Genomic DNA, 24,314 nt, shown 5'->3' on the forward strand with positions numbered 1-24,314 from the left:
CGACCCTGACCGGCCACAGGCCGATGCAACAACAAAAACAACCCAATGTTGATAGAACCCCTTACGGCCAACAGTCTGCCGTCAACTCTTGAGCGATCACCGCTCTTGCAGAAACTGCAAGGCGGCCTGTCCGGTCGGCTCACCCTGATCACTGCCCCGGCCGGCTATGGCAAAACCACACTGATCCGACAATGGCTGGCCACCAATCCGGTGGCGGCCATTGCTCTGCTGGCATTGACCGATCGGGATGGCGACCAGGCCCGTTTCTTCGGGCGTCTGGGTGAAGCCCTTCGGACCTCTGTGCCCCGGTTCGATGCCTCCGCGTTCACGCCGTTCGACACCGGTAACAATGCAGCGCCGGTGGATATTGCCGAAGCTCTGAGTTGCAGCCTGGCGGGCGTGGAGCAACCCGTGGTTCTGGTCATTGATGATTTCCAATACCTGGATGCGAACCCGCTCATTCTCGAAACCTTCAACCATCTGCTCGACAGTCCACCGGCGAACTTGCACCTGCTCTTGGCCAGCCGGACCGAGCCAGACCTACGTATGAGCCAGCTCCGTCTGCAACAGCAATTAACCGAACTCACCATGGAAGATCTGCGCTTTAATGCCACGGAAACCCGTAAGCTGTGCAGTGCGCTAGATCAACCGGAAGTGTCTCAGAACACGTTGGATTCCTTGTTGCGGCTCACCGAAGGCTGGGTGACCGGGTTAAGACTGGCACTTCTGGCAGCGCGCCGTAACGGCAAAGAAGCCCTGGAGAACTTCGCCGGCCACCAACCAGATGTCATGGCCTATTTTGGCGATATCGTTCTACGAGGCCTTCCGGATTCCCTACGCGGCCTGTGCCTGCAAAGTGCTCTGTTTGACCGGATCAACGGCCCTCTCTGCGATCAGGTCTTGCGACATTCAGGCAGTGCCGTGGTACTCGAGGAGCTGGCGCGGCAGCAGCTCTTTTTAATGCCGATGGAGCACGAAGCGGGCTGGTATCGCTTTCACCCGTTGCTAAGAAGCTTTCTTCAAACTCGACTGGAACGAGAAGCCCCGGAGCTATTACCAGAGCTTCACAGTCGCGCAGCAGACTCTTTCCTGAAAATGGGCGATCTTCATCAGGCACTCAAGCATGCGCAAGCTAACGGGCAACAGCTTCTGTTGGCCAATGTGTTGGAAGCCGCCTTTACCGCCTGGGCCCGGGAAGGCCATTTCTCAGGCATCCTGTTCTGGGAGTATCGCCTGCAGGGCAACCCAATACTGCTGCGCACAGCCATTGCTGTACCGTTGATCTGCTCACTGATTCTGTCTGGCCGGTTCGATCAGGCTGCCACCATGCTGGAGATCTTTCGTCGCCGAAACTCTGGCGAGGTTTCTGCCGACCACCACCGGGTGCTGGTTCGCTTTCTGGCGCTGTACCTTGAGCTTTTCCAGAACGACACCCGGTTTATCAGCCGGGACGACTACGACGACCTGGTGCAGCACAGCCGGCACTATGACATCTATCCACTGTGCCTGTGCATGGCCGCCTATCACCATTTGCAGCACGCCCGACCGGCACGGGCCCTGGACTATGCCCGACAGGGGCAGGAAGCCCTGAAACAGACCGGCCATCACTTTATGGCCGACTACGCCGGGCTAATCATCGCCCTGTGCCACCGCAGCCTGGGCCGTCCCGGGCAGGCCACCAGGGTTGTGGAACAGGCCTACAGCACTATGGCACCCCACGGCGCCAACCGCATTCTGCGCAGCACCGCCATGGTGGTTGCCCTGTATGACCAGAACCGCCTGGCCGAGGCCGCCAGCCTGTGTAACGACTTGCTGCCCAAGCTGAACAAAACCTCCGCCATTGAAGTCATCGCCACGGTTTACCTGACCCACGCACGCTGCCTGTTTGCCAGTGGCCAGACAGATAAAGCCACCCACTTCCTGGCCAAGCTGGAGCACATACTGGAACCGGCGCGCAACCAGCGCTTTCTCAGCCACCTGCTGGCCGAGCGCCTGCGCCAGACCTGGCTGGGAAAAGGCCGTGAACGGGCAGAAATCCTGGCGCAAAGGTCCGGTCTGGCCAGAAAGCTGCAAACCGGCGAATGGGATCAGCCCCAAGGCTATACCGAACAGAGGGAACGGCAGGGCCTAGCGACGGTTTACTGGCTGCGGGCCGCTGGCCGGCCCTCGACTGCCGCTCGCATACTAAGGGTGCTGGCGATGGAACTCAGGGAGACCGGACTGGTCAGCCGGGCATTGGTGATCGACACCAATCGACATCTTTGCGAACACGCCAACGACCAAGACAGCCGGCAAACCGTCAACAACCTGATCCACGACTATGGCTTGCACAACCTGACCCGCAACCTGTTCGACGAGGCGCCCGGCTTTGGCAGCCTGCTGTCAGCCGCCACCGGCCAGGGGCTGGAGCTGCCCGAGAACTACCTTGCCCTGTACGGCACGCTGCTGGCTGAACGCACGGCAGCCAACCCCGCACCCGCAACCCAGCTCACCGCCCGGGAACAGACCATCTACGGATTACTGCTCGAAGGCCTGAACAACCGGCAGATCAGCGAACAGACCGGTAACACCCTCTCCACCATCAAATGGCACCTGAAAAACATCTACGCCAAGCTAGGGGTCTCCAACCGCACCGAAGCCGTGCTGCTGGCCCCCGCAAAGGACCGGCGCAAGCATGACGCTTGAAGCGACAATGAAAGCGCCCAACAGTTCACACTTCCGCAATCGAGCCTGAATATAACCCGCCACCCCCTCCCCCGGTAGGGGGCAATTTTTCGCCCGGGCCGCGACCCTGAATCCTGCTCCAACAAACACAATAAACTGAAGCAAGGAGAGGGATCATGAGTATCACTCCGTGGGTCACCTGGCCCGCACTCACCAAGTTCGGCACGATCGGCATCGTCGGTGGCCTGCTGACTCTCGGCATAGAACGCACCGAACTGCTCAACAACAACATGTTCGATGTGGAAAACTGGGACCGCCTGAACACAGATATTACCTGTGACGAGCGCAGCAAGACCGCCCGTACCGAAGACGGCACCTGTAACATCCTGGAAAACCCGGCGGAAGGTTCCGCCTTCGCCCGTTTCGGCCGTAACGTAGACCCTTCGCTTACCTACGCCGAGACCGAGAACGACATCCTGCTGACCCCGAACCCCCGGGAAATCAGTAACGTGCTGATGGCTCGCGGCGAGGAAATGAAGCCGGCCACCATCGTTAACTTCGCTGCCGCAGCGTGGATCCAGTTCATGGTGCATGACTGGTTTGACCACGGACCGCGAATGGAAGGCGACGACATAGTGTTCCAGCTCCCGCCGGGTGACCCCCTGGGCTCGGGTACCATGAGCGTGCAACGCACCCAGCCGGACCCGAGCCGCACGGCAGCGGAAGCCGGCCGCCCGGCCACCTACCAGAACACCAACACCCACTGGTGGGACGGCTCCCAACTGTATGGCAGCGATAAGGAAACCAGCGACAAAGTACGAGCCTTTGTCGACGGCAAGCTGAAAGTCGATTCCGACAACTCACTGCCGACCGAATTCATGAGCGGCAAGCCAGTGACCGGTTTCAGTGAAAACTGGTGGGTCGGCCTGAGCATGCTGCACCGCCTGTTCACCCAGGAACACAACGCCATTGCCGAACGCCTGAAGCAACGGTACCCGAACGCCACCGACCAGTGGCTGTACGACAAGGCCCGGCTGGTGAACTCGGCCCTGATGGCCAAGATCCACACCGTGGAATGGACCCCGGCCATCCTCGACAACCCGGTCCTCAAGCGCGCCATGTACGCCAACTGGTGGGGCGTAGGCGGTGACATCGAGAACCGGGAATTCTTCCAGGATGCACTGGATGAACTGACCAATAACGTGTCTGGCATTGCCAACCTGTTCAGGCTGCTGGGTATTGACAGCGACATCGCCAACATGGAACCGGGCGTGATTGACCACGCACTGGGCGGCCTGGTGGGCTCCCGTGCCCCCAACAACTACGATGTACCCTACACCCTGACCGAAGAATTCGTGTCGGTGTACCGCATGCACCCCCTAATGCGGGATGACATCGAAGTGTACGATGTCGGCACCAGCGTGGTGAGCGAGCGTATTGCCATTCCGGATACCCGGGACGGCAACGCCGAAGAGGTACTGGACGATGTGGGCGCAGACCGCCTGTGGTATTCCTTCGGCATTACCCACCCGGGTGCGCTGGTCCTGGAAAACTACCCGGAATTCCTGCGTAACCTGTCCATGCCGCTGATCGGCGACATCGACATGGCCGCCATCGACGTACTGCGTGACCGCGAGCGCGGTGTACCTCGTTACAACGAGTTCCGCCGGGCCATTGGCCTCAAGGAAATCACCAAATTTGAAGACCTGACCTCCGATCCGGAACTGCTGGCCAACCTCAAGCGGTTGTACAACAACGACATCGAGCTAATCGATACCCTGGTAGGCTCACTGGCGGAAGAAACCCGCCCCGACGGCTTCGGCTTTGGTGAAACCTCGTTCCAGATCTTCATCCTGAACGCCTCCCGCCGGCTGATGACCGACCGCTTCTTCACCACCGATTACACGCCTGAGGTATACACCCCGGAAGGTATGGCGTGGGTCGAGAACAACACCATGGTGGATGTACTCAAGCGTCATCACCCGGCCCTGAGCAGCGCCCTGGCTGGCATGGATAACGCCTTCAAGCCCTGGGGCCTGAATATGCCGGCTGAATACGAGAGCTGGAGTGCCGAGCAGAAGCAGATGCACCTGTGGGTAAACGGCGCCGTGCGCACCGAGTACAACGAAGGCGAACTGCCGGCACAGCAGGACGTAGACGTTGGCGGCCTGATCAGCAAGGTGCTGTGGGACAAGGTAAAAGTGGAATCGGACGTGGCTCCGGCCGGCTATGAAAAGCCGATCCACCCGCAGGCCGTGATGGGCCGGGTACAGTTCAACGCCACCTCCGGCCACGGCTTCACCGGGCTGTTTGAAGGCGCTGACCACGGCCTGCTGCGGCTGTCCGTCACCGGCGATCCGCAGGAGCGCGGCTTTGCTCCGGGCATGGCCCTGAAACTGTTCGTGGATGGCCAGCCCTCACGCAACGTCTCGGCGTTGTACACCCTGTCGGGCCAAGGCGATAACCACAACTTCTTCGCGAACGAACTATCAAACTATGTGTCGCCGGAGCTGAACGACTCCCTGGGCAGCACCATCCTGTTCTCGCTGGTTACCACCAAGCCTACCCGTTTGATGGTGAACGACTTCTCCGAAGTGACCCAACGTGGTGAGGCAGTCAGCGATCCCAAGGCACCCAGCCAGGTGTACTTTGTGCCAAATCCGGAGCTGACAACGCATTTCCCCAGTGAACCACACGACTTCCGGGAAAGCCTGATGACCCTGACCGAAGGCACCAAGCTGTACGACGTGTACGCAACCGACCGCGACATCCGCACCTCAATCTTCCCGTCTCGCAACCGCAGGCTGGCTGAGGAACGCCGCAACAGCGCGCGGAAGGTGGGTGAGCTGGTGCTAACCTCGGATATGATTGCCTCTCAGTTTGGCGACAATGGGGTGTTCTTCAAGCACGAACGTTACGAAGACCGATAAACCCCGCTGTCCTGTATAGAGCACTCTTTATTGATGAGGTACTTTGCCCCGGCTTCAGCCGGGGCTTTTTCATCGATCAATCATGATGGCCAATAGGACCGTCCTTAAACAAAAACTCCCTCAGATACTTGTCCATGGTCGGATCCTTCCGCCGAATCCACTCAAGCACCATGGCCGCGTGTTCTTTCTCCTCGTCGCGATTGTGTTCAAGAATCGCTTTGAGTTCCGGATCCTTGCAGGCATCCACCCGCTGGTTGTACCAGTCAACGGCTTCAAACTCTTCCATCAGCGAACTGACGGCCCGGTGCATATCACGGGTGTCGTCTGTCAGTTCACCTACCGGCTCATGATAACTGTCGTTTGCCATGCATCACTCCTGATTGGCGGTTACGAGGTGCCCGTTGGCACCCTTAGACCATAGCCAAAGCCAGCGACGACGACAAACTTACCCGCGCTCTTCTCCCGACCTTGGCGCCTGCAGATCAAGCCCGGGATATTGTTTCTGCAGCCGGTACAGGCGGATGATGGTAATGATGTTGGTAACCAGCACCATACCCTCAGCCAGGGTACCGCCGACGGATCCGATCACCAGGTTATTGAGCATCCAGGCCAGCGCCGCCAGCCCCAGAACAATACGCAGGGGAATACCCCGGAGCATGAACATGCCCACAGTGCCGAGAACGGCGGCGGTGAGGGGAAACACATCGGTAGCAGACGTCCAGGTTGCCCAGGCCACCAGCAGATTGACCACCAGCATAGCCGCCATGATCAACCCGTTGCCCTGGTACCGGCGTGCCAGGGCGATGCGCAGGATCACCAGTACCGTCAGGGCCGCCGCCGTCCAGCTCTGAAAGAACGCGAACATCAGGGCGAAGGCCACATTGGCCGAAATCAGCAGGACCAGCAGGCGGTCGTCGTTCTTGTTGGCAAAACCGGCAATACAGAACCCCAGGGCCACCAACCCACACAGCTGCCCCAGCCCCTGGCTGAGCGTAAGCCCGGCAACCAGTTCTGTCATAGCGGTAATCCCCTCTCCCGATGCTGCACCCCAGCCTGCCACACTTACCGGGTTTGAGCCATGCACAAACCTGTGCCAGAGTGCTCCCACGTTGATATCAAGGATTCGCGCCCTATGAAAACCGTCTTCTCCCCGTTGCACAGCCGGCGCCATGTGCGCACCGAACTGGATGGCGGCCTGCTGATCGAACCCCATGAAAAACCTTCAAGGGCCGAGACCATCCTGGCCCGGGTGAAAGACCAGGCCCTGGGCAAGATTCTGGAGCCGGAAGAATTCGGGCTGGCGCCGATCCAGCGCGTGCACACACCGGATTACGTGGCCTTTCTGGAGACCTGCTGGCAGGACTGGCTGGCTGCGGGCAAGCCCGGCGAAGCCATTCCCGCGGTTTGGGCAGGCCGGGGCATGCGCCACCGGATTCCCAAGGACATTGATGGCCGCCTGGGCTATTACAGCTTTGCCGCCGAAACCTCGATCTCGGAGGGCACCTGGGAAGCCGCCCGCGCTTCCGCCAACGTGGCCCTGACCGCCCAGAAACTGGTGGCCGATGGTGAGCGCGCTGCCTTTGCCCTGTGCCGACCACCCGGGCACCACGCCCACGCCGACCTGTTCGGCGGCTACTGCTTCTTCAACAACGCAGCTATCGTGGCGCAGGCGTTCCGGGACCAGGGCTACGGCAAGGTTGCTATCCTGGACGTGGATTTCCATCACGGCAATGGCACCCAGGCCATTTTTTATAACCGGGCCGATGTCCTCACCATCAGCCTGCACGGCGACCCGGATCTGGTGTTCCCGCACTTTCTCGGGTTTGAAGACGAGCTCGGAGAAGGTACCGGCGAAGGCTACAACCTGAACATCGTCTATCCGCCGGGCACACCCTACAGCACCTGGAGCCAGGGCCTGGAAACCGCTTGCGAACGCATTGAAGTGTTCAAGCCCGATGCCCTGGTGGTGGCGCTGGGCGTGGACACCTTCGAGCACGACCCCATCTCGTTCTTCAAGCTGGCCTCGGGCGACTACCTCAGCCTGGGGCAGCGCCTGGCGCAGCTGGGTTTGCCCACCGTGTTTACCATGGAAGGCGGCTACGATGTGGACGCCATTGGCGTGAATGCGGTCAATGTCATGCAGGGCTTTGAGGGAAAATCCTGAGCAATACTGGCGACCGGAGGGAGCCCCTTCCTCCGGTGCGCTACCTGATGGGCTGCTTCACCAGCGCCGCCGAAAAGCCGTCCATTAACCCGTCGGCACTCACAGGCACCTCTCGGAGCTGCGAATTGAACACACGACTGAATGCCCGGAAATCGACAGCTTTCCAGTTTTCCGGCGCCAGCATGTGGGCGATTTCATCAACGTTGTCGGCGGTCGCTGCCTGAAACTGATAATGCAGTGAGGCCGATTGCCCGCTGTCGGCAAAGTCGTATCCCCGGTGGTAGTCGTGCACCAGCAACAACGCCAGGCCTCCGCCCATGAAATGCCGGCCAAGACTGACATGCAGCTCGCCGGTGCGAATCGCCGCAAGCGCTTCCGGCTCCCAGTCAACGCCACCCACTACCAGGTCTTTGCCCGGATGTCGGCCCGCACGCTTGGCAGCGTCAATGGCGCCAAGAGCCATGCCATCGCTGGCGCTCCAGACCACAGCCATGTTCGGGTACCGCTTCAACAATACCGACGTCTTGTCTCTCGCCTGCACCTCACTCCAGTCGGCACGAACGGACTGCAACAGCTGAGCGCTTTCACCATCCGTCACCTCGAGCAGGCCACGAATGCGATCACGAGCCGCAGAGGAATCCAGGGTTCCTGTCAGCGCAACGATGGGCACCGGCTGCCCGGGCTGAATCAGACTGCGTTCCAGTGCCCGTTGTTCGAGCAGCCTGGCCAGTTTTTGACCACCGGAGACATTATCTACCCCCAGATGACCAATCCAGTTCTCCAGTTTTTCCCTGGGCGCGGCGCCCACTTTCTCGCGCGCCGCCTCTGGGACCGCGGTGTTGAACGAGAACACCTTAACCTTGTGCTGGCGCGCGTACTCCAGTATCTGAGTGGTTACCTGATCCTTCCACATGATAATCAGGTAATCGGGTTTATCCTCACGGTCTAGGACCTGTTGAACCAGCCTCAGATAGCTGAGTCGATGCCGCTCCTCATCGAACTGAACATCGAATTCAACCTCCAGATCCTCAGCAACCTGCGTCATAAACCCGGCGACCATCTGCCAGAAACGGGAATTATCCGGCGACAGAAAAACCACATTCGGGGAGGTGTCGGCAGCGGCGACCCGACAAACAGAACAGAACAACAGACTGACCAGCAGTACTACGCGCAAGACCATGCATTTCCTTAACCGTCGGCACATCTATTCGATCAGTATAACGAACAATCCGGCATACGAAGTGAATCGCCCCATCCGGTAACCAAATCCGGTGCATATGATCATCACGAATGGCGGAAAATGCCATTGCCCGTAGCTTGCTAATCGGGAGATCATCAGCCGACCATGCGCAAACCCTGGATGCCCGGAATGGAAAACTACCTGAGAGCCACCCCCTTCTTCGACTACGACCATCCCGCCGTCGACGCCTGGGTCCGGCAGCAACTCACTGGCATACCGGAAAATCCTGTGGAACAGATCAAGGCGCTGTATCTGGCGGTGCGCGACAGCATCCAGTACAACCCCTACGTGTTCAGAACCGAGCCACGCACGCTCTCAGCCAGTTACGCGCTGGAATCGGGCGAAACCTACTGCATCCCCAAAGCCGTGCTCCTGGGTGCTGCTGCCCGCACCATCGGCATTCCCAGCCGGCTGGGCCTGGCGGATGTACGTAACCATCTGTCCAGCCCGAAGCTGATTGAGTGGCTGCGTTCCGACATTTTCCGCATGCACGGCTTTATCGAGCTGTATCTCAATGGTCGCTGGGTGAAGGCCACACCGGCCTTCAACCGACAGTTATGCGAGCTGATGAAGGTGGAGCCCCTGCCGTTTGATGGGGTGAACGACTCGGTCTTCCAGGAATTCACGGAAGACGGCCAGGCGCATATGGAATACATCAACGATCACGGCGTATTCGACGATGTGCCCTTCGATTTCATCGTTGACGGCGTTCGCCGGGCCTATGGCCACCTGTTTGAAGCGGATGGCCAGCCCCAAACCATGACGGGCAGCCTGGAACAGGACATCTCGGACCGTTCCTGAAGCCATAAAAAAACCGGCAGCCCACTTCCCGTGGGCGCCGGTTTCAGGGGTCAGCCTGAATTCAAGCTTGTGTGAACAACTTACTCAGCAGAGTTACGGATCAGGAAATCGAAGGCGCTCAGGGCAGCCTTGGAACCCTCACCCATAGAGATCACGATCTGCTTGTAGGGCACGGTGGTGGCATCACCCGCCGCGAACACACCCGGGATCGAGGTCTCGTTACGGTCATTTACGATGATCTCGCCGTGCTGGCTCAGTTCGATGTCGCCTTTCAGCCACTCGGTGTTCGGCACCAGGCCGATCTGAACAAACACGCCTTCCAGCTCAACGTGATGCGACTCACCGGTGGTACGGTCGGTGTAGTTCAGGCCGCTGACCTTCCCATCGGTACCTACCACTTCCGTGGTCTGGCCAGAGGTAATAATCTTCACGTTGTTCAGGCTGCGCAGTTTCTTCTGCAGCACTTCATCGGCACGCATCTGCTCGCCAAACTCGATCAGCGTCACGTGGCCGACAATACCTGCCAGGTCGATGGCCGCTTCCACGCCGGAGTTACCACCGCCAATCACCGCCACGCGCTTGCCTTTGAACAGCGGGCCGTCGCAGTGCGGGCAGTAGGCCACGCCCTTGTTGCGATACTCTTCCTCACCCGGCACACCCATCTGGCGCCAGCGGGCGCCGGTGGACAGAATCACCGTGCGAGCTTTCAGAGAGCCGCCGTTTGCCAGGCGCACTTCGTGCAGGCCACCGGTCTGCTCGGCCGGAATCAGCTTCTCGGCACGCTGCATGTTCATGATGTCGACGTCGTATTCGTTGACGTGCTGCTCCATGGCCGCCACCAGTTTCGGGCCTTCGGTATAAGGCACGGAAATCAGGTTTTCGATGCCCATGGTGTCGGCCACCTGGCCACCAAAACGCTCAGCCGCGATACCGGTCGAAATGCCCTTTCGTGCGGCATAGATAGCAGCAGCAGAACCTGCCGGGCCACCACCGATCACCAGAACGTCAAACGCATCTTTCTGGTTGATCTTACGAGCTTCTTTTTCCGCCGAGTTGGTGTCCAGCCTGGCCGCAATCTCTTCGAGCGTCATCCGGCCCTGGCCCCAGGGCTGGCCATTCAGGTAAACACTGGGTACCGCCATCACTTCACGCTGCTCAACTTCGTCTTGGAACAGGGCACCGTCAATGGAGGTGTGCTTGATGTTCGGGTTCAGCACGCTCATCAGGTTCAGCGCCTGAACCACGTCCGGGCAGTTCTGGCAGGACAGCGAGAAGTAGGTTTCAAACTCGAACTCACCTTCCAGCTCCTGAACCTGCTGGATCACTTCCTGAGACGCCTTGGATGGATGGCCACCCACCTGCAGCAGGGCCAGCACCAGCGAAGTAAATTCGTGGCCCATGGGAATACCGGCAAAGCGAACGCCAATGTCGGTGCCTACACGATTGATGGCGAAGGACGGACGACGCACCTCAGTCGATTCCTCGGTCCGCAGGCTGATCTTCTCGGACATCGGCTCGATTTCTTCCAGCAGCTGCTTGAGCTCCTCGGACTTCTTGCTGTCGTCATAGGCTGCCACCAGCTCAATCGGCTGCTGCAGCTTTTCCATATAGGCCTTCAACTGTCCTTTGATATTGGCATCCAACATGTTTGGTATTCCCCTTTATGTCGTGAAACTAAGTTTCTGAATTCAATAATGAATCGTTATCTGAAGTTATGATTAAGATACGGCCAGACGGTTCGTTGCTCAAATTGATTGACCCAAACCTTCTGATAGGCCATACCTATAAAATTCAGTCGTAACGATTGATAGATACAAAAAAGGCCCGCAGTGCGGGCCTTTCTGTAAGTTTCACCGAATCGGGGAAACTTAGATCTTGCCAACCAGGTCCAGAGACGGAGCCAGAGTTTCTTCGCCTTCTTTCCACTTGGCCGGGCAAACTTCGCCAGGATGGTTGCGAACGTACTGGGCAGCTTTAACCTTGCGCAGCAGGTCGTCTGCGTCACGGCCGATGCCTTCGGCAGTGATTTCAACAGCCTGGATGATACCGTCCGGATCGATCAGGAAGGTGGCGCGGTCTGCCAGGCCCTGGCCTTCACGCATAACACCGAAGTTGTTGGTGATGGTGCCAGTCTGGTCGCCAACCATGTAGTAGTTGATCTTGCCGATGGTCTCGGAAGTGTCGTGCCATGCTTTGTGGGTGAAGTGAGTATCAGTAGATACAGAGAACACTTCTACGCCCAGCTTCTGCAGCTCTTCGTACTTGTCAGCCACGTCGCCCAGCTCGGTCGGACACACGAAGGTGAAGTCGGCCGGGTAGAAGAAGAAGATGGCCCACTTGCCTTTAACGTCGGCTTCAGAAATTTCTACGAACTCGCCCTGCTTGAATGCGGTGGCGTTGAACGGTTTGATTTCGCTGTTAACGATACCCATCTCAGAATAACTCCTGTCGGTTCATTTAACTGATGGTTTGGAAACGATGCACAAGATACGGGTTTGACCATCTGAGTGAAAATTGATTATTTCCAATCTCAGCATAGGCATAGCCTATATACAGCCATCAACTTCGGCTAAACATGGCGGCCAAAAGCCTTCCGGGCCTTCAGCCACCTGCCATTGATATGGGGCCTTAACCTGCAAGTTCAATCTTGCGGAAGTCCAGAATATTTTCTTTTGGTGACGTTTGGATGGCAGCCACCTCTGAACGTTTCCTGAGCAGTATATAACCAAAGCAACCAAAGTAGAGTGCAATCACCAGCGCACCCACCCACTGAATCCGCAGGAAATCCAGCTTGAACAACATGGTCAGCCCGACCATGGCCACCAGGTTGAAGAGCACATAATTCACCCGCCCCAGGCGTTGCGCCGTGAGGTTCAGGTTATCGGTGTAGAGCCGGATCAGGGAATCCAGGGAGTTGATGACCATCAACACGCCCACCGAGATCATGGCGATGTTGGTGAAGGCGGCAATCTTCAGCCCCTCCGCGTGATAGTAATAGAGCACGCTGAACCACACGCCAATGGCAACGGACGGCACAACCAGCATGGCAATCAGCAGCTGCCAGGTTTTGATACCACTCACGAAACGCGCGGTGAACTGACCAATCATGATGCTCCAGGCAAACCACCAGAACAGATAAAACTCGTGGTAGTCGTTGATGGGCAGGACAAAGTGATGGATGTTGGCAAAGTACTCACCGAGCATGCCGGCGGTGCCAAAGAAATCTGCCGGCGAGCCTTTACCCATAACAAATGCCCGGAACCACATACCCGCAATCAGGGTAATGAACAGCACACTGGAACCAACACTCAGAATACGGATGTATTTGACCTTGGAGCTGGAATACACAGCCAGCGCAATGGACAGGAACACGATGAGGTAGAACGCCGGCACCACCGATTCACCATCGCCCAGTTGCGGCAGATACCAGGGCAGATTCACCAGCAGCAGGTAAGCGGTGAACGCGCAGGTGCCGATAATCACCACGTTGTTGACCAGCTTCACCATCGGAATCTCGAAGAACTTCACCCGCGGCTCAATGATGGCAAAGTAGAAGCAGGTCAGGAAATAGAAGCCCCAGATCAGGAAGGCCCAGAACCCGAACTCAATGGCCAGCGGGTTGGCAAAGGCGTATTCCGGGTTTTCAGAGACATTGCCGTAACCACCGAACTCGGTAAGCGGGAACATGATCAGCCCCACATCCAGACCGGAGGTGAACAGGATGGCAATGAAGGTCAGCGTGCGAACCGGCGTAACGCCGATGCACTGCATGTTCCACCACCGATACAGAATCAGGGCGATGGCGGCGAAGGTAAAGATCAGGCCTGTGGATAACCAGAGTGTCATGCGATCTCCCTCCGGTTGTTCCTTGTCATTGTAGTGCACAGCATGGGTGTTCCTCCTCTACTTTGTAAGCGCTGCTTCTTTCGAATCGGACACAAACCCAGGACTTGCCTATCAGTCGCCCGAAAACGGCGGGATGCCGTCGCGCTGATAGGGAAATCCTGAGGGCTTGCTACCCGGGCACCTTGCGTACCCGGGCCGGGACTGCGGTCGCTAGGCCAGCGACCGTTTCGCTTGTCCCGGACGTTGGCGCGCCTGCCATTGGTCATCCATGAAGACCGGCGCGTCCGAAGGTTGCAGGGGCTCCCTGCCCCGGATAAGGTCGGCTGCCCGCTCGGCCACCATGATGGTGGGCGCGTTCAGGTTGCCATTGGGTATGGTCGGGAAGATGGACGAATCCACCACCCGCAGATTCTGGATACCGCGCACGCGGGTTTCCGGGTCTACCACCGCCAGCGCATCAGTGCCCATCTTGCAGGAACAGGACGGGTGATAAGCGCTCTCCACCGCCTGGCGCACGAAGGCATCGATCTGCTCATCGCTCTGCACATCCACACCGGGCTGGATTTCTGCTCCGCGGTACTCGTCCATGGCCGGCTGGTTGATGATCTCCCGGGTCAGGCGCACGCAGTCGCGGAAGCCTTCGCGGTCGGCCTCGTGTTCCAGGTAGTTGAAACGGATGCGCGGGGCCTGTTTGGGGTCGGCAGACTGCACATGCACAAAACCCCGGCTCTTCGGCTTGTTATGACCAATGTGGAGCTGGAAACCGTCGCCATCAAAGGCTTCGCGGCCGTCGTAGCGCATGGCCGCCGGCAGGAAATGGTATTGCAGGTCCGGCCATTCAACGCCGGCCTTGGAGCGGATAAAACCACAGGACTCGAAATGGTTGGTGGCCCCCAGGCCATCCTTGCGCAGAATCCAGCGCACCCCGATCTTGAGCTTGTTCCACCAGTCCAGTTTGCCATTCAGGGAGACCGGCTTCTGGCAGCGGAACTGGAAGTAGAACTCCAGGTGATCCTGCAGGTTCTCACCCACGCCCGGCAGCTCATGCTTCACCTCAATACCGGCCTGCTCCAGCACTTCGCGCTTGCCAATACCCGAAAGCTGCAACAAATGTGGCGAGCCAATAGAACCGGCCGACAGAATCACTTCCTTGGCGGCTTTGGCCTCATGCACCTGGCCGCCCTGCTCATAGCGCACGCCGGTGGCGGTTTTGCCCTCCAGAAGGACCTTATGCACCAGGGCATGGGTGACCACCGTCAGATTCGGCCGCGCCATGGCCGGGCGAAGGTAGGCGTTGGCGGTGGACCAGCGGCGACCGTTCTTCACGGTCATGTGCATGGCGCCAAAACCTTCCTGGCGGGCACCGTTGTAATCATCGGTCTCCAGATAACCGGCATCGACGCCGGCCCGGATGAACGCTGTATACAGCGGGTTGCGCATGTTATTGCCGTTGTTCACACCCAGGGGGCCGGAATTCCCCCGGTAGGCATCGCCGCCGAAGGCCCAGGTTTCCGCCTTCTTGAAATAGGGCAGCACGTTACGGTAGTTCCAGCCGTCGGCACCTTCAGACTGCCACTCGTCGAAATCCCGGGCATGGCCACGGACATACACCATGCCATTGATGGATGACGAACCACCCAGCACCTTGCCCCGGGGGCAATGCATGCGGCGATTGTCCAGATACGGCTCCGGCTCGGTCTCGAACTGCCAGGCGTACTTTTTGGTGTTCATGGGAATGGATAGCGCGGTGGGCATCTGGATGAAGATGCTCTTGTCACTGCCACCGGTTTCCAGCAGCAGCACCCGGTTTTCACTGTCCTCGGTCAGACGGTTAGCCAGCACACAACCGGCTGAGCCCGCACCCACAATGATGTAGTCGTATTGGTTTTCTTTCATACGCGTTCTCCTCTGTGGCCTGCAGGGTTAAAACGGGGCGTCGATGTCTTCCATGCCCACATACACCGACTTGATCCGGGTGTAGTGCGCAATGGTCTCGCGCCCGTTCTCACGACCGATACCGGAGAGTTTGTAGCCACCCACCGGCATTTCCGCCGGGGAGGCACCGTAGCTGTTGATCCAGCAGATGCCGGCCTGGATCTGGTGAATCACCCGGTGTGCCCGGCGGATATCATTGGTGAACACACCCGCGGCAAGTCCGGTATCGGTATTGTTGGCACGGGCAATCACCTCGTCTTCGTCGCGGAAGGTGAGCACAGACATCACCGGCCCGAAGATCTCTTCCTTCACGATGGTCATGTCGTCGGTGCAGTCGGTGAAAATGGTCGGTTCCACGAAATAGCCGCCCTGAGAATCCTCCGGCTCAAAGGCCCGTCCGCCGTGGCTGAGCGTGGCGCCTTCGGCCAGCCCTTTGCTGATGTAACCCAACACCAGTTCCTGATGCTTTTTGGAGATCAGCGCGCCGAAGTTGGTGTCCGGGTTCATCGGGTCACCGGCCTTGATGTTCTTGCGTGTGCGCTCCAGCAGGCGCTCGATAAAGCGCGGGTAGAGGTCCTCGTGCACAAACACCCGGGTACCGTTGGTGCAGATCTCGCCCTGGGTGTAGAAATTACCCACCATGGCGGCGGAGATGGCGTTCTCCAGGTCCGCGTCGTCGAAAATGATCAGCGGCGACTTGCCACCCAGTTCCATGGTCACGTCTTTCAGCGACGACGCGGCGGCGGCCATCACCTTCTTGCCGGTGCCCACCTCGCCGGTGAACGACACCTTGGCAATCTCCGGGTGATGGGTCAGCCACTGGCCCACTTCGGCAGCGCCCTGCACCACGTTGAACACGCCCGCCGGCACACCGGCTTCGATAAAGATTTCCGCCAGCTTCACTGCGCCCATGGGGGTTTCTTCGGATGGCTTGAAGATCATGGCGTTGCCGCAGGCCAGGGCCGGGGCCGACTTCCAGCAGGCGATCTGGATCGGATAGTTCCAGGCGCCGATACCGGCGCAGATGCCCAGCGGCTCCCGGCGGGTGTAGTAGAAATCGCCACCCAGATCCTGCTGGTTACCTTCGATGGACGGCGCCAGGCCGGCAAAGAACTCAATGGCATCGGCGCCGGTCACCACATCCACAGCTTCCGCTTCCTGCCAAGGTTTACCGGTGTCACGCACTTCCACTGCCGCCAGCTCGTCGTTGCGCTCGCGGAGCAAGGCCACCGCTTTCAGCAGAATACGGCTGCGCTCAATGGCCGGTGTGGCGGCCCACTGGGCAAAACCGGCGCGGGCGCTCTCGATGGCGGCCTGTTGCACAGACTCATCCGCCACTTCCACTTCATAGATCACCTGGCCCGTGGCCGGATTCACCACCGGGAAGGTCTCGCCGGTGCTGTTGGCCAGAAACCGGCCGTGGACAAAATTCTGAACCACAGGAAGAGATGCAGACATAGCGCGTTGGTAACCTCTGTTCGGTGTCTTCAGGCCTTGTGGGCCATGGAATTCAAATTGGCTCAGACGCCAGCCCGGGCCAGTGTCTCGTGGACAAACTGCTTGCACAGCCGCTCGCCGGCTTCAAAGCTCTCGGCCGGGTCCAGGCTCAGGGCGCTGCGCAACCAGAACCCGTCGATCATCGCCGCCGTTTGCCGGGCCGCGGCTGTCGCCTCGGCCTGCGGCAGCACCTGCGCGAAGGAATAACGCAGGTTGCTGTACAGCCGGGCGTTGTTGATCTGCTGCAAACGCTTCAGCCCTGGCTCGTGCATCGAGCGGGCCCAGAAGCTGAGCCAGGTTTTCGCCGCCAGCGCCGAACGCTGGAACTCGGAAAAGTTGGACTCGATGATGCAGTCCAGCCGCTGAGCCGGGGAGCGATCAGTTTTCGCCATGCGCTCCCGCAGCTCCTTGCCTAACTGGTCCAGCAGGTAGCGCAAGGCGGCCTCAATCAGCCCCTGCTTGCCCCCGAAATAGTGGCTGATGATGCCGGACGACATTCCCGCCCGCTTGCTGATGCTCACGATCGTGGTGTTCTGCATCCCCAGTTCAGCGATGGACTCCATGGTGGCGTCGATCAGTTGCTGGCGGCGGGTGTCTTTCATTCCGACTTTCGGCATGGGCTTTCCATCCAATCTTTATTAATTGAACGTTCAATTAAATTAAAGGCTACAGAAACGTGACAGGGATTTCAAATTTGATCAGAAAACCACCACATCACCTCATTACACTGGATGCGTCTTCCACCAAAGGTTGCTGGTAACCGCCGGCCAGTCAGGACACAATCGGGACAACCGCGAACAACAAGGAGCCACTATGAGTACCCTGCCCCAACTCACCGATGCCCTGCTGACTCTGGAAAACCGAGTGGCCACGCTCACCATGAACCGCCACGACCTGCGCAACGCGCTCACCGGCTCCCATCTGATCGACGATATTGTTGCCACCGCCGAGTGGGTGAACAGCTGCGAGGAGGTATCCGTGCTGGTGATCACCGGTGCAGGCTCGGCCTTCAGTGCCGGGGGTAATATTCGCGATATGGCGGAACGGGGCGGGGACTTCGCAGGCGACCCGGCGGAATGCGCCGAGCGCTACCGAAAGGGCATCCAGCGCATCCCCCTGGCACTGGACGCCGTGGAAGTGCCGGTGATTGCGGCGGTGAACGGCCCGGCCATCGGCGCAGGATTTGATCTGGCCAACATGGCGGATCTTCGCCTGGCCGCAGACAACGCGAAGTTTGGCGAAACCTTCCTGAACCTGGGCATCATTCCCGGTGACGGCGGGGCCTGGTTCCTTCAACGCCTGATCGGCTACCAGAAAGCGTTTGAGCTGACGCTTACCGGCCGCGTGATCGACGCCAACGAAGCCAAACAGCTTGGTATCGTGATGGACGTGGTGCCTGCCGATCAGCTAATGGACGCGGCCATGACACTTGCCCGCAGTATCGCCCAGCAGCCCGCCAAGGCCACCCGGCTGACCAAGCGCCTGATGAAAATGGCCCAACGCACGGAACTGCGGGATTTCCTGGATATCTGCGCCTGCTTCCAGGGCATGAGCCACAATGAGCCGGAGCACCTGGAAGCCGTGAACCGCATGCTGGAGGCGCTTAGCCGGAAGAAGTAGTAAAACCGCAAGACGCATCAATTACTTAGCAATATGACACATTTTGCTACATTAAAACCGCACGTGGGCTTCCCTCGCGGCCCAGCATTGCTAGACTGACGGGGTAGACATAACAATAAACAATGTCAGAGTTGGCTAGCGAGGTCGGCTTTTGGTGAACCTGCAACACGCATGTCGCACGGTCCTGGTTACACTGCTCGTTCTGTGCAGCCAAGCCGCCTATGCCAATTCGCCAACCGTTGTCATCAGCGCCGAACAACCCATTGACAGCCAGTTCCAGTACTGGGAAGATCCTGATGCGTCCGCCTCCCTCCAGGACGTGCTGGCACTGCCAGACGCCCGCTGGAGCCGCCAGCCGGATGGCAAAGCCACCCTGGGCATTACCTCCTCCGCATACTGGCTCCGAATCCCTGTCGAAAATGCGGCCGACACCCGGCTCAACCTGGTGGCAGAACTCGGCTACTCCCAGCTGGACGATGTCCGGTTTTATCTGCTGGATGGCCGCACCGTCACACGGACACTGGAAACCGGCGATACCCGGCCCTTTTACCCCAGGGATGTAAACCACCCCAACAACCTGTTGCGCTTTGCGCTGGAGCCTGGTGGGACCGCCACGCTGATGATTCGGGTGGCCACCCAGGGGACCATGGTGCTGCCCCTGACCATCTGGCGCGAACACGAGTTTTTCGAGTCGGTCGCTGATGAACAGAAGCTGCATTTTTTCTACTACGGCTGCCTGTCCGTCATCATTCTGATCAACCTGGCGGTCTTCCTGACGCTCCGGGAAAAACTCTACCTGTTCTATGCGCTCGCCATTTTCGGCTACCTGGCGTTTTTTGCGTCCATCCGCGGGTTTTCATTCCAGCACCTTTATCCCAACGCGCCCGACCTGCATGCCCATGTACTGATGTTGTCCATGCCATTCCTGGCCATGTTTTCCATTCTGTTCTGCATGGAATTCCTGAAGGTGCGACAGCACAGCCCCCGGTTACGGAAGGCGCTCATTGCCATGCTGGTGTTTGAAATCAGCTATTTTGTGTCGGTTCCTTTCATGAGTTACAACACCGGGATCCAGCTCGCTTCGGTGTCTGCGCTGGTGTTCTTTTCCCTGCTGCTGGTCGCCGGCCCGATTGCCTGGGCCGCCGGCGTACGCGCCGGCATATTCTTTACCCTTGCCTGGACCCCATTAACCATTGGCGTGCTCGCCACCTCCGGGCGCGCACTGGGGCTGTTTCCGGAAACGTTCTTTACCGAATACGCCATGCAGATTGGCTCCGGGCTGGAAGCGTTCATTCTCACGCTGGCCCTGGCCGACCGACTGTACCGGGAGCGGGAACAGAAAATCCGGGCCCAGGCCGACAGCCTGCGACAGGAAAAAGCCCACAGCGAAGCCCAGGACCGCCTGAACGACGTCATGAGCCACGACCCGGTTACCGGCCTGCCCAACCGGAACCGGTTTGAATGGATGATCGATGAAGAGCTTCGGGCCCACCCGGAGCGCCGCTACATGGTCGGCGTCGCCCGTATTACCCGCCTGAAAGACATCAACCGCACCCTGGGCCTGGAGCGCAGTGAGCGGCTGTTACGGTCCATCGCCGAGCATATGTCCGCACTGGCCAAACAGCTCCCCATGCTACACACCAGTGTCGACCAACAGGGCCGTGTGGAACGGGTATACCAGCTCTCCGGCGACAGCTTTGGCCTGTTGGTCGACGTGGAACGGGCTGGCGACAATTTCCTGCCCCTGGACCAGGCCCTCAAACAACTGGCCGAGCCGGTACTGCTGGACCACCTGGCCATTGAACCGCACCCACGATTTGGGGCCGCCAGTTATCCCGAGCACGGCCGCAAAGCCAGTGAACTGATCCGCAACGCCCATGTCGGTATGGAAATGGCGCCCCACGGCCCCTTTGAAACCGGCTTTTACTCACGCAGCAACGATATCTACGATGAGCGCCGGCTTACCCTGATGTCGGACCTCAAGGAAGCCCTGACCAACGGCACCACCGAACTCCACTATCAACCCAAAATGGATCTCCGCAGCGGACAGATTATCGGCTTTGAAGCCCTTATCCGCTGGCAGCACCCGGAGCGTGGCTGGGTACCTCCGATTGATTTCATTCCGCTGGCAGAGAAAACCGGGGTGATCACGCAGCTCACTCACTGGGTCATCGACCAGGCCCTGAGCGATCTCCGTACCCTGCAGAAGATACAGCCAGGCCTGGGGATGGCCATCAATGTCTCGGCGCGGGATCTGCTCTCGGCGGGGCTGGAAGAACAATTCGCCCAGAGCCTGGCGCGGCATCAACTGGAGGCCGGCCATGTCACCGTGGAACTCACCGAGACGGCCGCCATGGACGACCCTGAGAAGGGGCTGGAGGCACTGGGCAGACTGTCTGCCCTGGGCCTGCGTATCTCCATCGACGATTTCGGGGCCGGCTATTCGTCATTGTCGTACCTGAAGCAGATCCCCGCCTCGGAACTCAAGCTCGACCGCACACTGGTACACGACATCCAGGCCAGCGACAGCGCCCGGGTGATTGTCGAGACCGCCATCACCATGGGCCACACCCTGGGCTATCAGGTAGTGGCCGAAGGCGTGGAGAGCGGCCAGGACGCCGCCCGCCTGAAAGCCATGGGCGCGGACCTGTTGCAAGGCTTCTGCCTGTGCCGCCCGCAATCGCTGACAGACACCGTCGACTGGCTGGAAAAACAACGGCAGCCTGAAGAAAGTCGCAACGCGAGCTGGTCGGATTAACCAGCCGCATCCCGCTTGCCCAGCCGGACATTCGTACGGGTATAGCCGCGCACGAAATTGGACTGCACGTATTCCGGCTTATCCTGAACTGGTCCGGATCTTCGATGAAATGAGCACCAGCCAGGCCAGCACCAGAATACCGCCCCAGACCACCAGCCCCTTCAGCAAAACCGTGATCATCATCCGCCGTCCTTCAGCACTATAGCCTGCGTCAAGTCGCCTTCGGCAAACCGGAGAACTCCGGCACATCGCCCAGCGCGTGATCCCAGGCTGCCCGGCTCGACGTGAAAAGATGCGCGGTAGGCACCCGGGAGAGCTCCGAGTCCAGACACCCGGCGGGCACTACCAGAAAACCTGGAATATGGGTGTTGGGCACAGCCGAACCACAGGTTCGGCAAAAGCACTTCTGGTGCCGGGTGCCCGGGAGCGTATAGGAGGCCACCGCCTCCTCACCCGCCAGCCAGACCAGCCGGGCCGACTGGGAGAACAGGTTTGCCGCATGGGCAGACCCGGTGTCCTTCTGGCAATACCGGCAATGACACAGGTAAAAGCTGTCGAAGTCTCCGTGCACCTCGAACTTCACGGCGCCACACAGGCAAGAGCCAACATAATCCGTCATCGCATTCCCTCCCTTCAGTATTCGAGGTAACAACCGGTGTTCGCGTGCATGCAAAGCTTCGGCAAAGGCACCACCAACTGGCTGCATGGCGCAGGCTTAACCGCTACAATGGGCCTCAGTGGAGCGCAGGCGCCGCTGCCATTTTTTACAGGAAAGCCCATGGCTATTCAGCTTGATTTTCGCACCCTGAGCCTGACATTAATGCTGTTCAGCCTGGTGTTCGGTCTTGGTATGTTTGCTTATTCCAGAGAACATACCAAGTTCTCCGGAATCCGAACCATGGGCGCAGGATATTTTCTGATCGGCGGCGGCTGTGTGCTGCTTGGCCTGCGCCATTTTATTTACGATTTTGCTTCCATAGTGCTTGCCAATACCGCAATCATTATAGGAGTAGTGTTGATATACAGAGGGCTGTTTCGTTTTCGCGGTATCTCTCTGCGCCATGAACGCTGGCTGAGCACCGCACTGGTGCTGGTGCTGGCGGCTTTAATGTACGTTTATACCTTTCATATTCCAGATGTGAACCTGCGCATTCAGGCCTTCTCTATTGTTTTTGCAGCTGCCTGCCTGATTGGTGCCACCGGATTTTTACGACATCGCGAAAGCCATAACCGTATGGCCGGCAAAATGCTCATCGCCATGTTTTTGCTGGTGAGCGCATTCTTTATTTTCCGGTTTTTTCGGTCGTTTTACGACGTACCGCCTGAAGATTTCATGAACGCCGGGTGGCTTAGTGCATTGGCGATTGTTGCGGGAGAGTTTTTGGTTATTTTATCGTCCTTCTGCACGATATGGATGGCTTCCGGTGAATTGCAGGATGAACTCTCCGAAATCGCCAGAATTGATCCTTTAACGGGGCTCTACAACAGGCGGGCATTCGACGAATGTTGTGACATTGAGTTCAGCCGAGCGCAGCGTTCAGGTGCACCTTTCGCCATTATCATGTGCGACCTGGATCACTTTAAGAGAGTGAATGATCAGTACGGCCATCATGTAGGCGATGAGGTATTGAGGCGCTTTGCCAATACGCTCAAAGAGCACATACGAAAGCATGACGTGGTGGCGCGTTTCGGGGGCGAAGAATTTGTTCTGTTGTTGCCTGGTAAAGACACCGAGCAGGGGTTAGAGGTGGCGGAGAAACTCAGAGCCAAAACGGCAGACACCCAGATCACGATTGGTGATGATGTCTGTTTAACGCTCTCGGCCAGTTTCGGAGTGGCTCACTACGATTCCAGTGACCGCGAGTGGAGTGCCGTGCTGCACCGTGCGGACAACGCGCTGTACGCCGCCAAAAAACAGGGACGTAACCGCGTTGTCGATCTGGCAACGGAAGGCCAGAACGTTCAATCGGGGCCGATGCTGAGTGCGCAGCCATAGGCCCGAAGAGTAAGGGCCGCTGCGGCCTGCCTTGTTGATTTTAGTTCCTGGCTGCGCTGTAGCTCAGACTGACAACCCGCCAAGCAGCACCATCCCACTCCCAGGTCTCGGAGAACGCGACTACCGGCCCTTGGGATTGACCAGAAGTTGTGTACCCCTGACCAGTGACTATGGCGCCGCCATCAGAGTCCTGGATGGTTAACTCCGTATCGTGTTTTTGTCCGCCTTGGGGAAACCAGTTTCCATTGCGCTTGGCTGAGGAGATCGCGTCGATCTGGGATTTCTTGGACTGGACACCTCGCTCGGTAGTGACGGTGAAACCGTCTGCCTGGACCCGAGCAAGGTGCTCAACGTCACCCGAGAAAAACGCTGAGTACCAGTTTTCTCGTACTTTTATCAAAGCTTCCTGGTTCATGGACTGATCCCTGTCTTTAGAACTGAAGGCGAAGCCTCAATGCCACAGGCGTCGCGATGTCTAGCCCTGAAAAGGCTATACCCTACTGAATTGAATCAATAATTTTATTTCTCACAAGCTCAACCGAATCCCTGTTGTAGCCGGCAACCGCAACCATGAGCTTGCTTTGATTAGGCGATATTTCTATACATTTAACCACAACACGGTTCGACTTTACGTTCCCGTATATTCCATATTCATTCTCAACCTGATTCTCCAGACCCAGGACTTGCAGGGCATACGAGCTTTGTATCTCACAAGCCTCTTTGGATTTGTTCAGATCTTTAAACCATGACCAAAGCTCAGGTGGTTTTCCTTCAGCGAGAGCTGATCCTGATAGTAGAAATAAAAGAATTAGAACTGCCTTATTGATCATGCGAGTTTCCCTTGCATATTCCGGCCCATCATG

The 24,314-nt window shown here is 58.4% G+C and carries 19 protein-coding genes; 7 read left to right on the forward strand and 12 right to left on the reverse strand.

The features are described 5' to 3' along the window. The first annotated feature begins 105 nt into the window (after window positions 1-105). A complete protein-coding gene (locus Q675_RS30095; protein ID WP_023011402.1) occupies window positions 106-2,685 on the forward strand; it encodes a LuxR C-terminal-related transcriptional regulator in 2,580 nt (859 codons plus the stop codon). Window positions 2,686-2,840: 155 nt separating this feature from the next. Then, a complete protein-coding gene (locus Q675_RS30100; RefSeq protein WP_023011403.1) occupies window positions 2,841-5,594 on the forward strand; it encodes a peroxidase family protein in 2,754 nt (917 codons plus the stop codon). Between the two features lie 76 nt (window positions 5,595-5,670). Here the strand turns inward: Q675_RS30100 and Q675_RS30105 are convergent, their stop codons facing one another. Together Q675_RS30105 and Q675_RS30110 are read right to left on the reverse strand one after the other, a co-directional pair. Further along, entirely contained in the window at window positions 5,671-5,961 is a 291-nt protein-coding gene (locus Q675_RS30105; RefSeq protein WP_023011404.1) for an encapsulin-associated ferritin-like protein, read from the reverse strand. Window positions 5,962-6,039: 78 nt separating this feature from the next. Then, entirely contained in the window at window positions 6,040-6,612 is a 573-nt protein-coding gene (locus tag Q675_RS30110) for a YgjV family protein (protein ID WP_022991375.1), read from the reverse strand. 114 nt (window positions 6,613-6,726) lie between these two features. Here Q675_RS30110 and Q675_RS30115 point away from each other — a divergent pair, with 114 nt between their 5' ends. Further along, window positions 6,727-7,758 carry a histone deacetylase family protein gene (locus Q675_RS30115; protein WP_023011405.1) on the forward strand — a complete coding sequence of 344 codons (1,032 nt, stop codon included), beginning with the start codon at window positions 6,727-6,729 and terminating at the stop codon, window positions 7,756-7,758. A gap of 40 nt (window positions 7,759-7,798) precedes the next feature. Here the strand turns inward: Q675_RS30115 and Q675_RS30120 are convergent, their stop codons facing one another. Beyond that, window positions 7,799-8,938, reverse strand: a complete 1,140-nt coding sequence (locus Q675_RS30120; protein ID WP_023011406.1) for an ABC transporter substrate-binding protein — start codon at window positions 8,936-8,938, stop codon at window positions 7,799-7,801. Window positions 8,939-9,127: 189 nt separating this feature from the next. On the opposite strand from Q675_RS30120, the gene Q675_RS30125 reads away from it, so the two are divergent. After that, window positions 9,128-9,799: a transglutaminase-like domain-containing protein gene (locus Q675_RS30125; protein WP_023011407.1), complete on the forward strand. Its 672-nt coding sequence runs from the start codon at window positions 9,128-9,130 to the stop codon at window positions 9,797-9,799. A gap of 80 nt (window positions 9,800-9,879) precedes the next feature. Here Q675_RS30125 and ahpF read toward each other — a convergent pair whose 3' ends face one another. The 6 genes from ahpF to betI all read right to left on the reverse strand — a co-directional run bounded on the left by ahpF (window position 9,880) and on the right by betI (window position 17,694). Next, complete coding sequence (gene ahpF / locus Q675_RS30130; protein ID WP_023008744.1) at window positions 9,880-11,445, reverse strand: alkyl hydroperoxide reductase subunit F; 1,566 nt, start codon at window positions 11,443-11,445, stop codon at window positions 9,880-9,882. 222 nt (window positions 11,446-11,667) lie between these two features. After that, on the reverse strand, window positions 11,668-12,231 hold the full coding sequence (gene ahpC, locus Q675_RS30135; RefSeq protein ID WP_011787240.1) for an alkyl hydroperoxide reductase subunit C: 564 nt from the start codon (window positions 12,229-12,231) through the stop codon (window positions 11,668-11,670). Window positions 12,232-12,427: 196 nt separating this feature from the next. After that, entirely contained in the window at window positions 12,428-13,684 is a 1,257-nt protein-coding gene (locus tag Q675_RS30140) for a BCCT family transporter (protein ID WP_227499557.1), read from the reverse strand. A gap of 171 nt (window positions 13,685-13,855) precedes the next feature. Continuing rightward, the gene (betA, locus tag Q675_RS30145) at window positions 13,856-15,541 is read right to left on the reverse strand and encodes a choline dehydrogenase (RefSeq protein ID WP_011787242.1); all 1,686 of its coding nucleotides are present in this window, start codon (window positions 15,539-15,541) and stop codon (window positions 13,856-13,858) included. A gap of 27 nt (window positions 15,542-15,568) precedes the next feature. Next, window positions 15,569-17,038 carry a betaine-aldehyde dehydrogenase gene (gene betB / locus Q675_RS30150; RefSeq protein WP_011787243.1) on the reverse strand — a complete coding sequence of 490 codons (1,470 nt, stop codon included), beginning with the start codon at window positions 17,036-17,038 and terminating at the stop codon, window positions 15,569-15,571. Window positions 17,039-17,100: 62 nt separating this feature from the next. Continuing rightward, on the reverse strand, window positions 17,101-17,694 hold the full coding sequence (gene betI / locus Q675_RS30155) for a transcriptional regulator BetI (protein WP_011787244.1): 594 nt from the start codon (window positions 17,692-17,694) through the stop codon (window positions 17,101-17,103). A gap of 196 nt (window positions 17,695-17,890) precedes the next feature. On the opposite strand from betI, the gene Q675_RS30160 reads away from it, so the two are divergent. Beyond that, window positions 17,891-18,697, forward strand: coding sequence for an enoyl-CoA hydratase-related protein (locus tag Q675_RS30160; RefSeq protein ID WP_011787245.1), 807 nt, complete (start codon window positions 17,891-17,893; stop codon window positions 18,695-18,697). A 154-nt stretch (window positions 18,698-18,851) separates the two neighbouring features. Beyond that, entirely contained in the window at window positions 18,852-21,455 is a 2,604-nt protein-coding gene (locus tag Q675_RS30165) for an EAL domain-containing protein (RefSeq protein ID WP_036193383.1), read from the forward strand. Window positions 21,456-21,666: 211 nt separating this feature from the next. On the opposite strand, the gene Q675_RS30170 is transcribed toward Q675_RS30165, so the two are convergent. Then, window positions 21,667-22,074: a GFA family protein gene (locus tag Q675_RS30170; protein WP_022991385.1), complete on the reverse strand. Its 408-nt coding sequence runs from the start codon at window positions 22,072-22,074 to the stop codon at window positions 21,667-21,669. Between the two features lie 48 nt (window positions 22,075-22,122). Between Q675_RS30170 and Q675_RS30175 the strand changes: the two genes are divergently transcribed. Next, window positions 22,123-23,451: a GGDEF domain-containing protein gene (locus Q675_RS30175; protein ID WP_227499558.1), complete on the forward strand. Its 1,329-nt coding sequence runs from the start codon at window positions 22,123-22,125 to the stop codon at window positions 23,449-23,451. 40 nt (window positions 23,452-23,491) lie between these two features. On the opposite strand, the gene Q675_RS30180 is transcribed toward Q675_RS30175, so the two are convergent. Next, complete coding sequence (locus tag Q675_RS30180) at window positions 23,492-23,866, reverse strand: nuclear transport factor 2 family protein (RefSeq protein WP_022991387.1); 375 nt, start codon at window positions 23,864-23,866, stop codon at window positions 23,492-23,494. An 82-nt stretch (window positions 23,867-23,948) separates the two neighbouring features. Continuing rightward, window positions 23,949-24,314 (reverse strand): hypothetical protein (locus tag Q675_RS30185; protein WP_023011410.1); only part of this gene is annotated, 366 nt, incomplete at its 5' end.

The organism is Marinobacter sp. EN3 (assembly GCF_000475315.1).
Classification (GTDB): Bacteria; Pseudomonadota; Gammaproteobacteria; order Pseudomonadales; family Oleiphilaceae; genus Marinobacter; species Marinobacter nauticus.

Excerpts from the sequence above, each read along its gene's own strand:
- ahpC (WP_011787240.1), bottom strand. The coding sequence starts at position 12,231 with ATGGGTATCGTTAACAGCGAAATCAAACCGTTCAACGCCACCGCATTC.
- Q675_RS30105 (WP_023011404.1), bottom strand. The coding sequence starts at position 5,961 with ATGGCAAACGACAGTTATCATGAGCCGGTAGGTGAACTGACAGACGAC.
- betB (WP_011787243.1), bottom strand. The coding sequence starts at position 17,038 with ATGTCTGCATCTCTTCCTGTGGTTCAGAATTTTGTCCACGGCCGGTTT.
- Q675_RS30100 (WP_023011403.1), top strand. The coding sequence starts at position 2,841 with ATGAGTATCACTCCGTGGGTCACCTGGCCCGCACTCACCAAGTTCGGC.
- Q675_RS30115 (WP_023011405.1), top strand. The coding sequence starts at position 6,727 with ATGAAAACCGTCTTCTCCCCGTTGCACAGCCGGCGCCATGTGCGCACC.
- Q675_RS30125 (WP_023011407.1), top strand. The coding sequence starts at position 9,128 with ATGGAAAACTACCTGAGAGCCACCCCCTTCTTCGACTACGACCATCCC.
- Q675_RS30180 (WP_022991387.1), bottom strand. The coding sequence starts at position 23,866 with ATGAACCAGGAAGCTTTGATAAAAGTACGAGAAAACTGGTACTCAGCG.
- Q675_RS30170 (WP_022991385.1), bottom strand. The coding sequence starts at position 22,074 with ATGACGGATTATGTTGGCTCTTGCCTGTGTGGCGCCGTGAAGTTCGAG.
- Q675_RS30110 (WP_022991375.1), bottom strand. The coding sequence starts at position 6,612 with ATGACAGAACTGGTTGCCGGGCTTACGCTCAGCCAGGGGCTGGGGCAG.
- Q675_RS30120 (WP_023011406.1), bottom strand. The coding sequence starts at position 8,938 with ATGGTCTTGCGCGTAGTACTGCTGGTCAGTCTGTTGTTCTGTTCTGTT.
- Q675_RS30160 (WP_011787245.1), top strand. The coding sequence starts at position 17,891 with ATGAGTACCCTGCCCCAACTCACCGATGCCCTGCTGACTCTGGAAAAC.
- Q675_RS30175 (WP_227499558.1), top strand. The coding sequence starts at position 22,123 with ATGCAAAGCTTCGGCAAAGGCACCACCAACTGGCTGCATGGCGCAGGC.
- betA (WP_011787242.1), bottom strand. The coding sequence starts at position 15,541 with ATGAAAGAAAACCAATACGACTACATCATTGTGGGTGCGGGCTCAGCC.
- ahpF (WP_023008744.1), bottom strand. The coding sequence starts at position 11,445 with ATGTTGGATGCCAATATCAAAGGACAGTTGAAGGCCTATATGGAAAAG.
- betI (WP_011787244.1), bottom strand. The coding sequence starts at position 17,694 with ATGCCGAAAGTCGGAATGAAAGACACCCGCCGCCAGCAACTGATCGAC.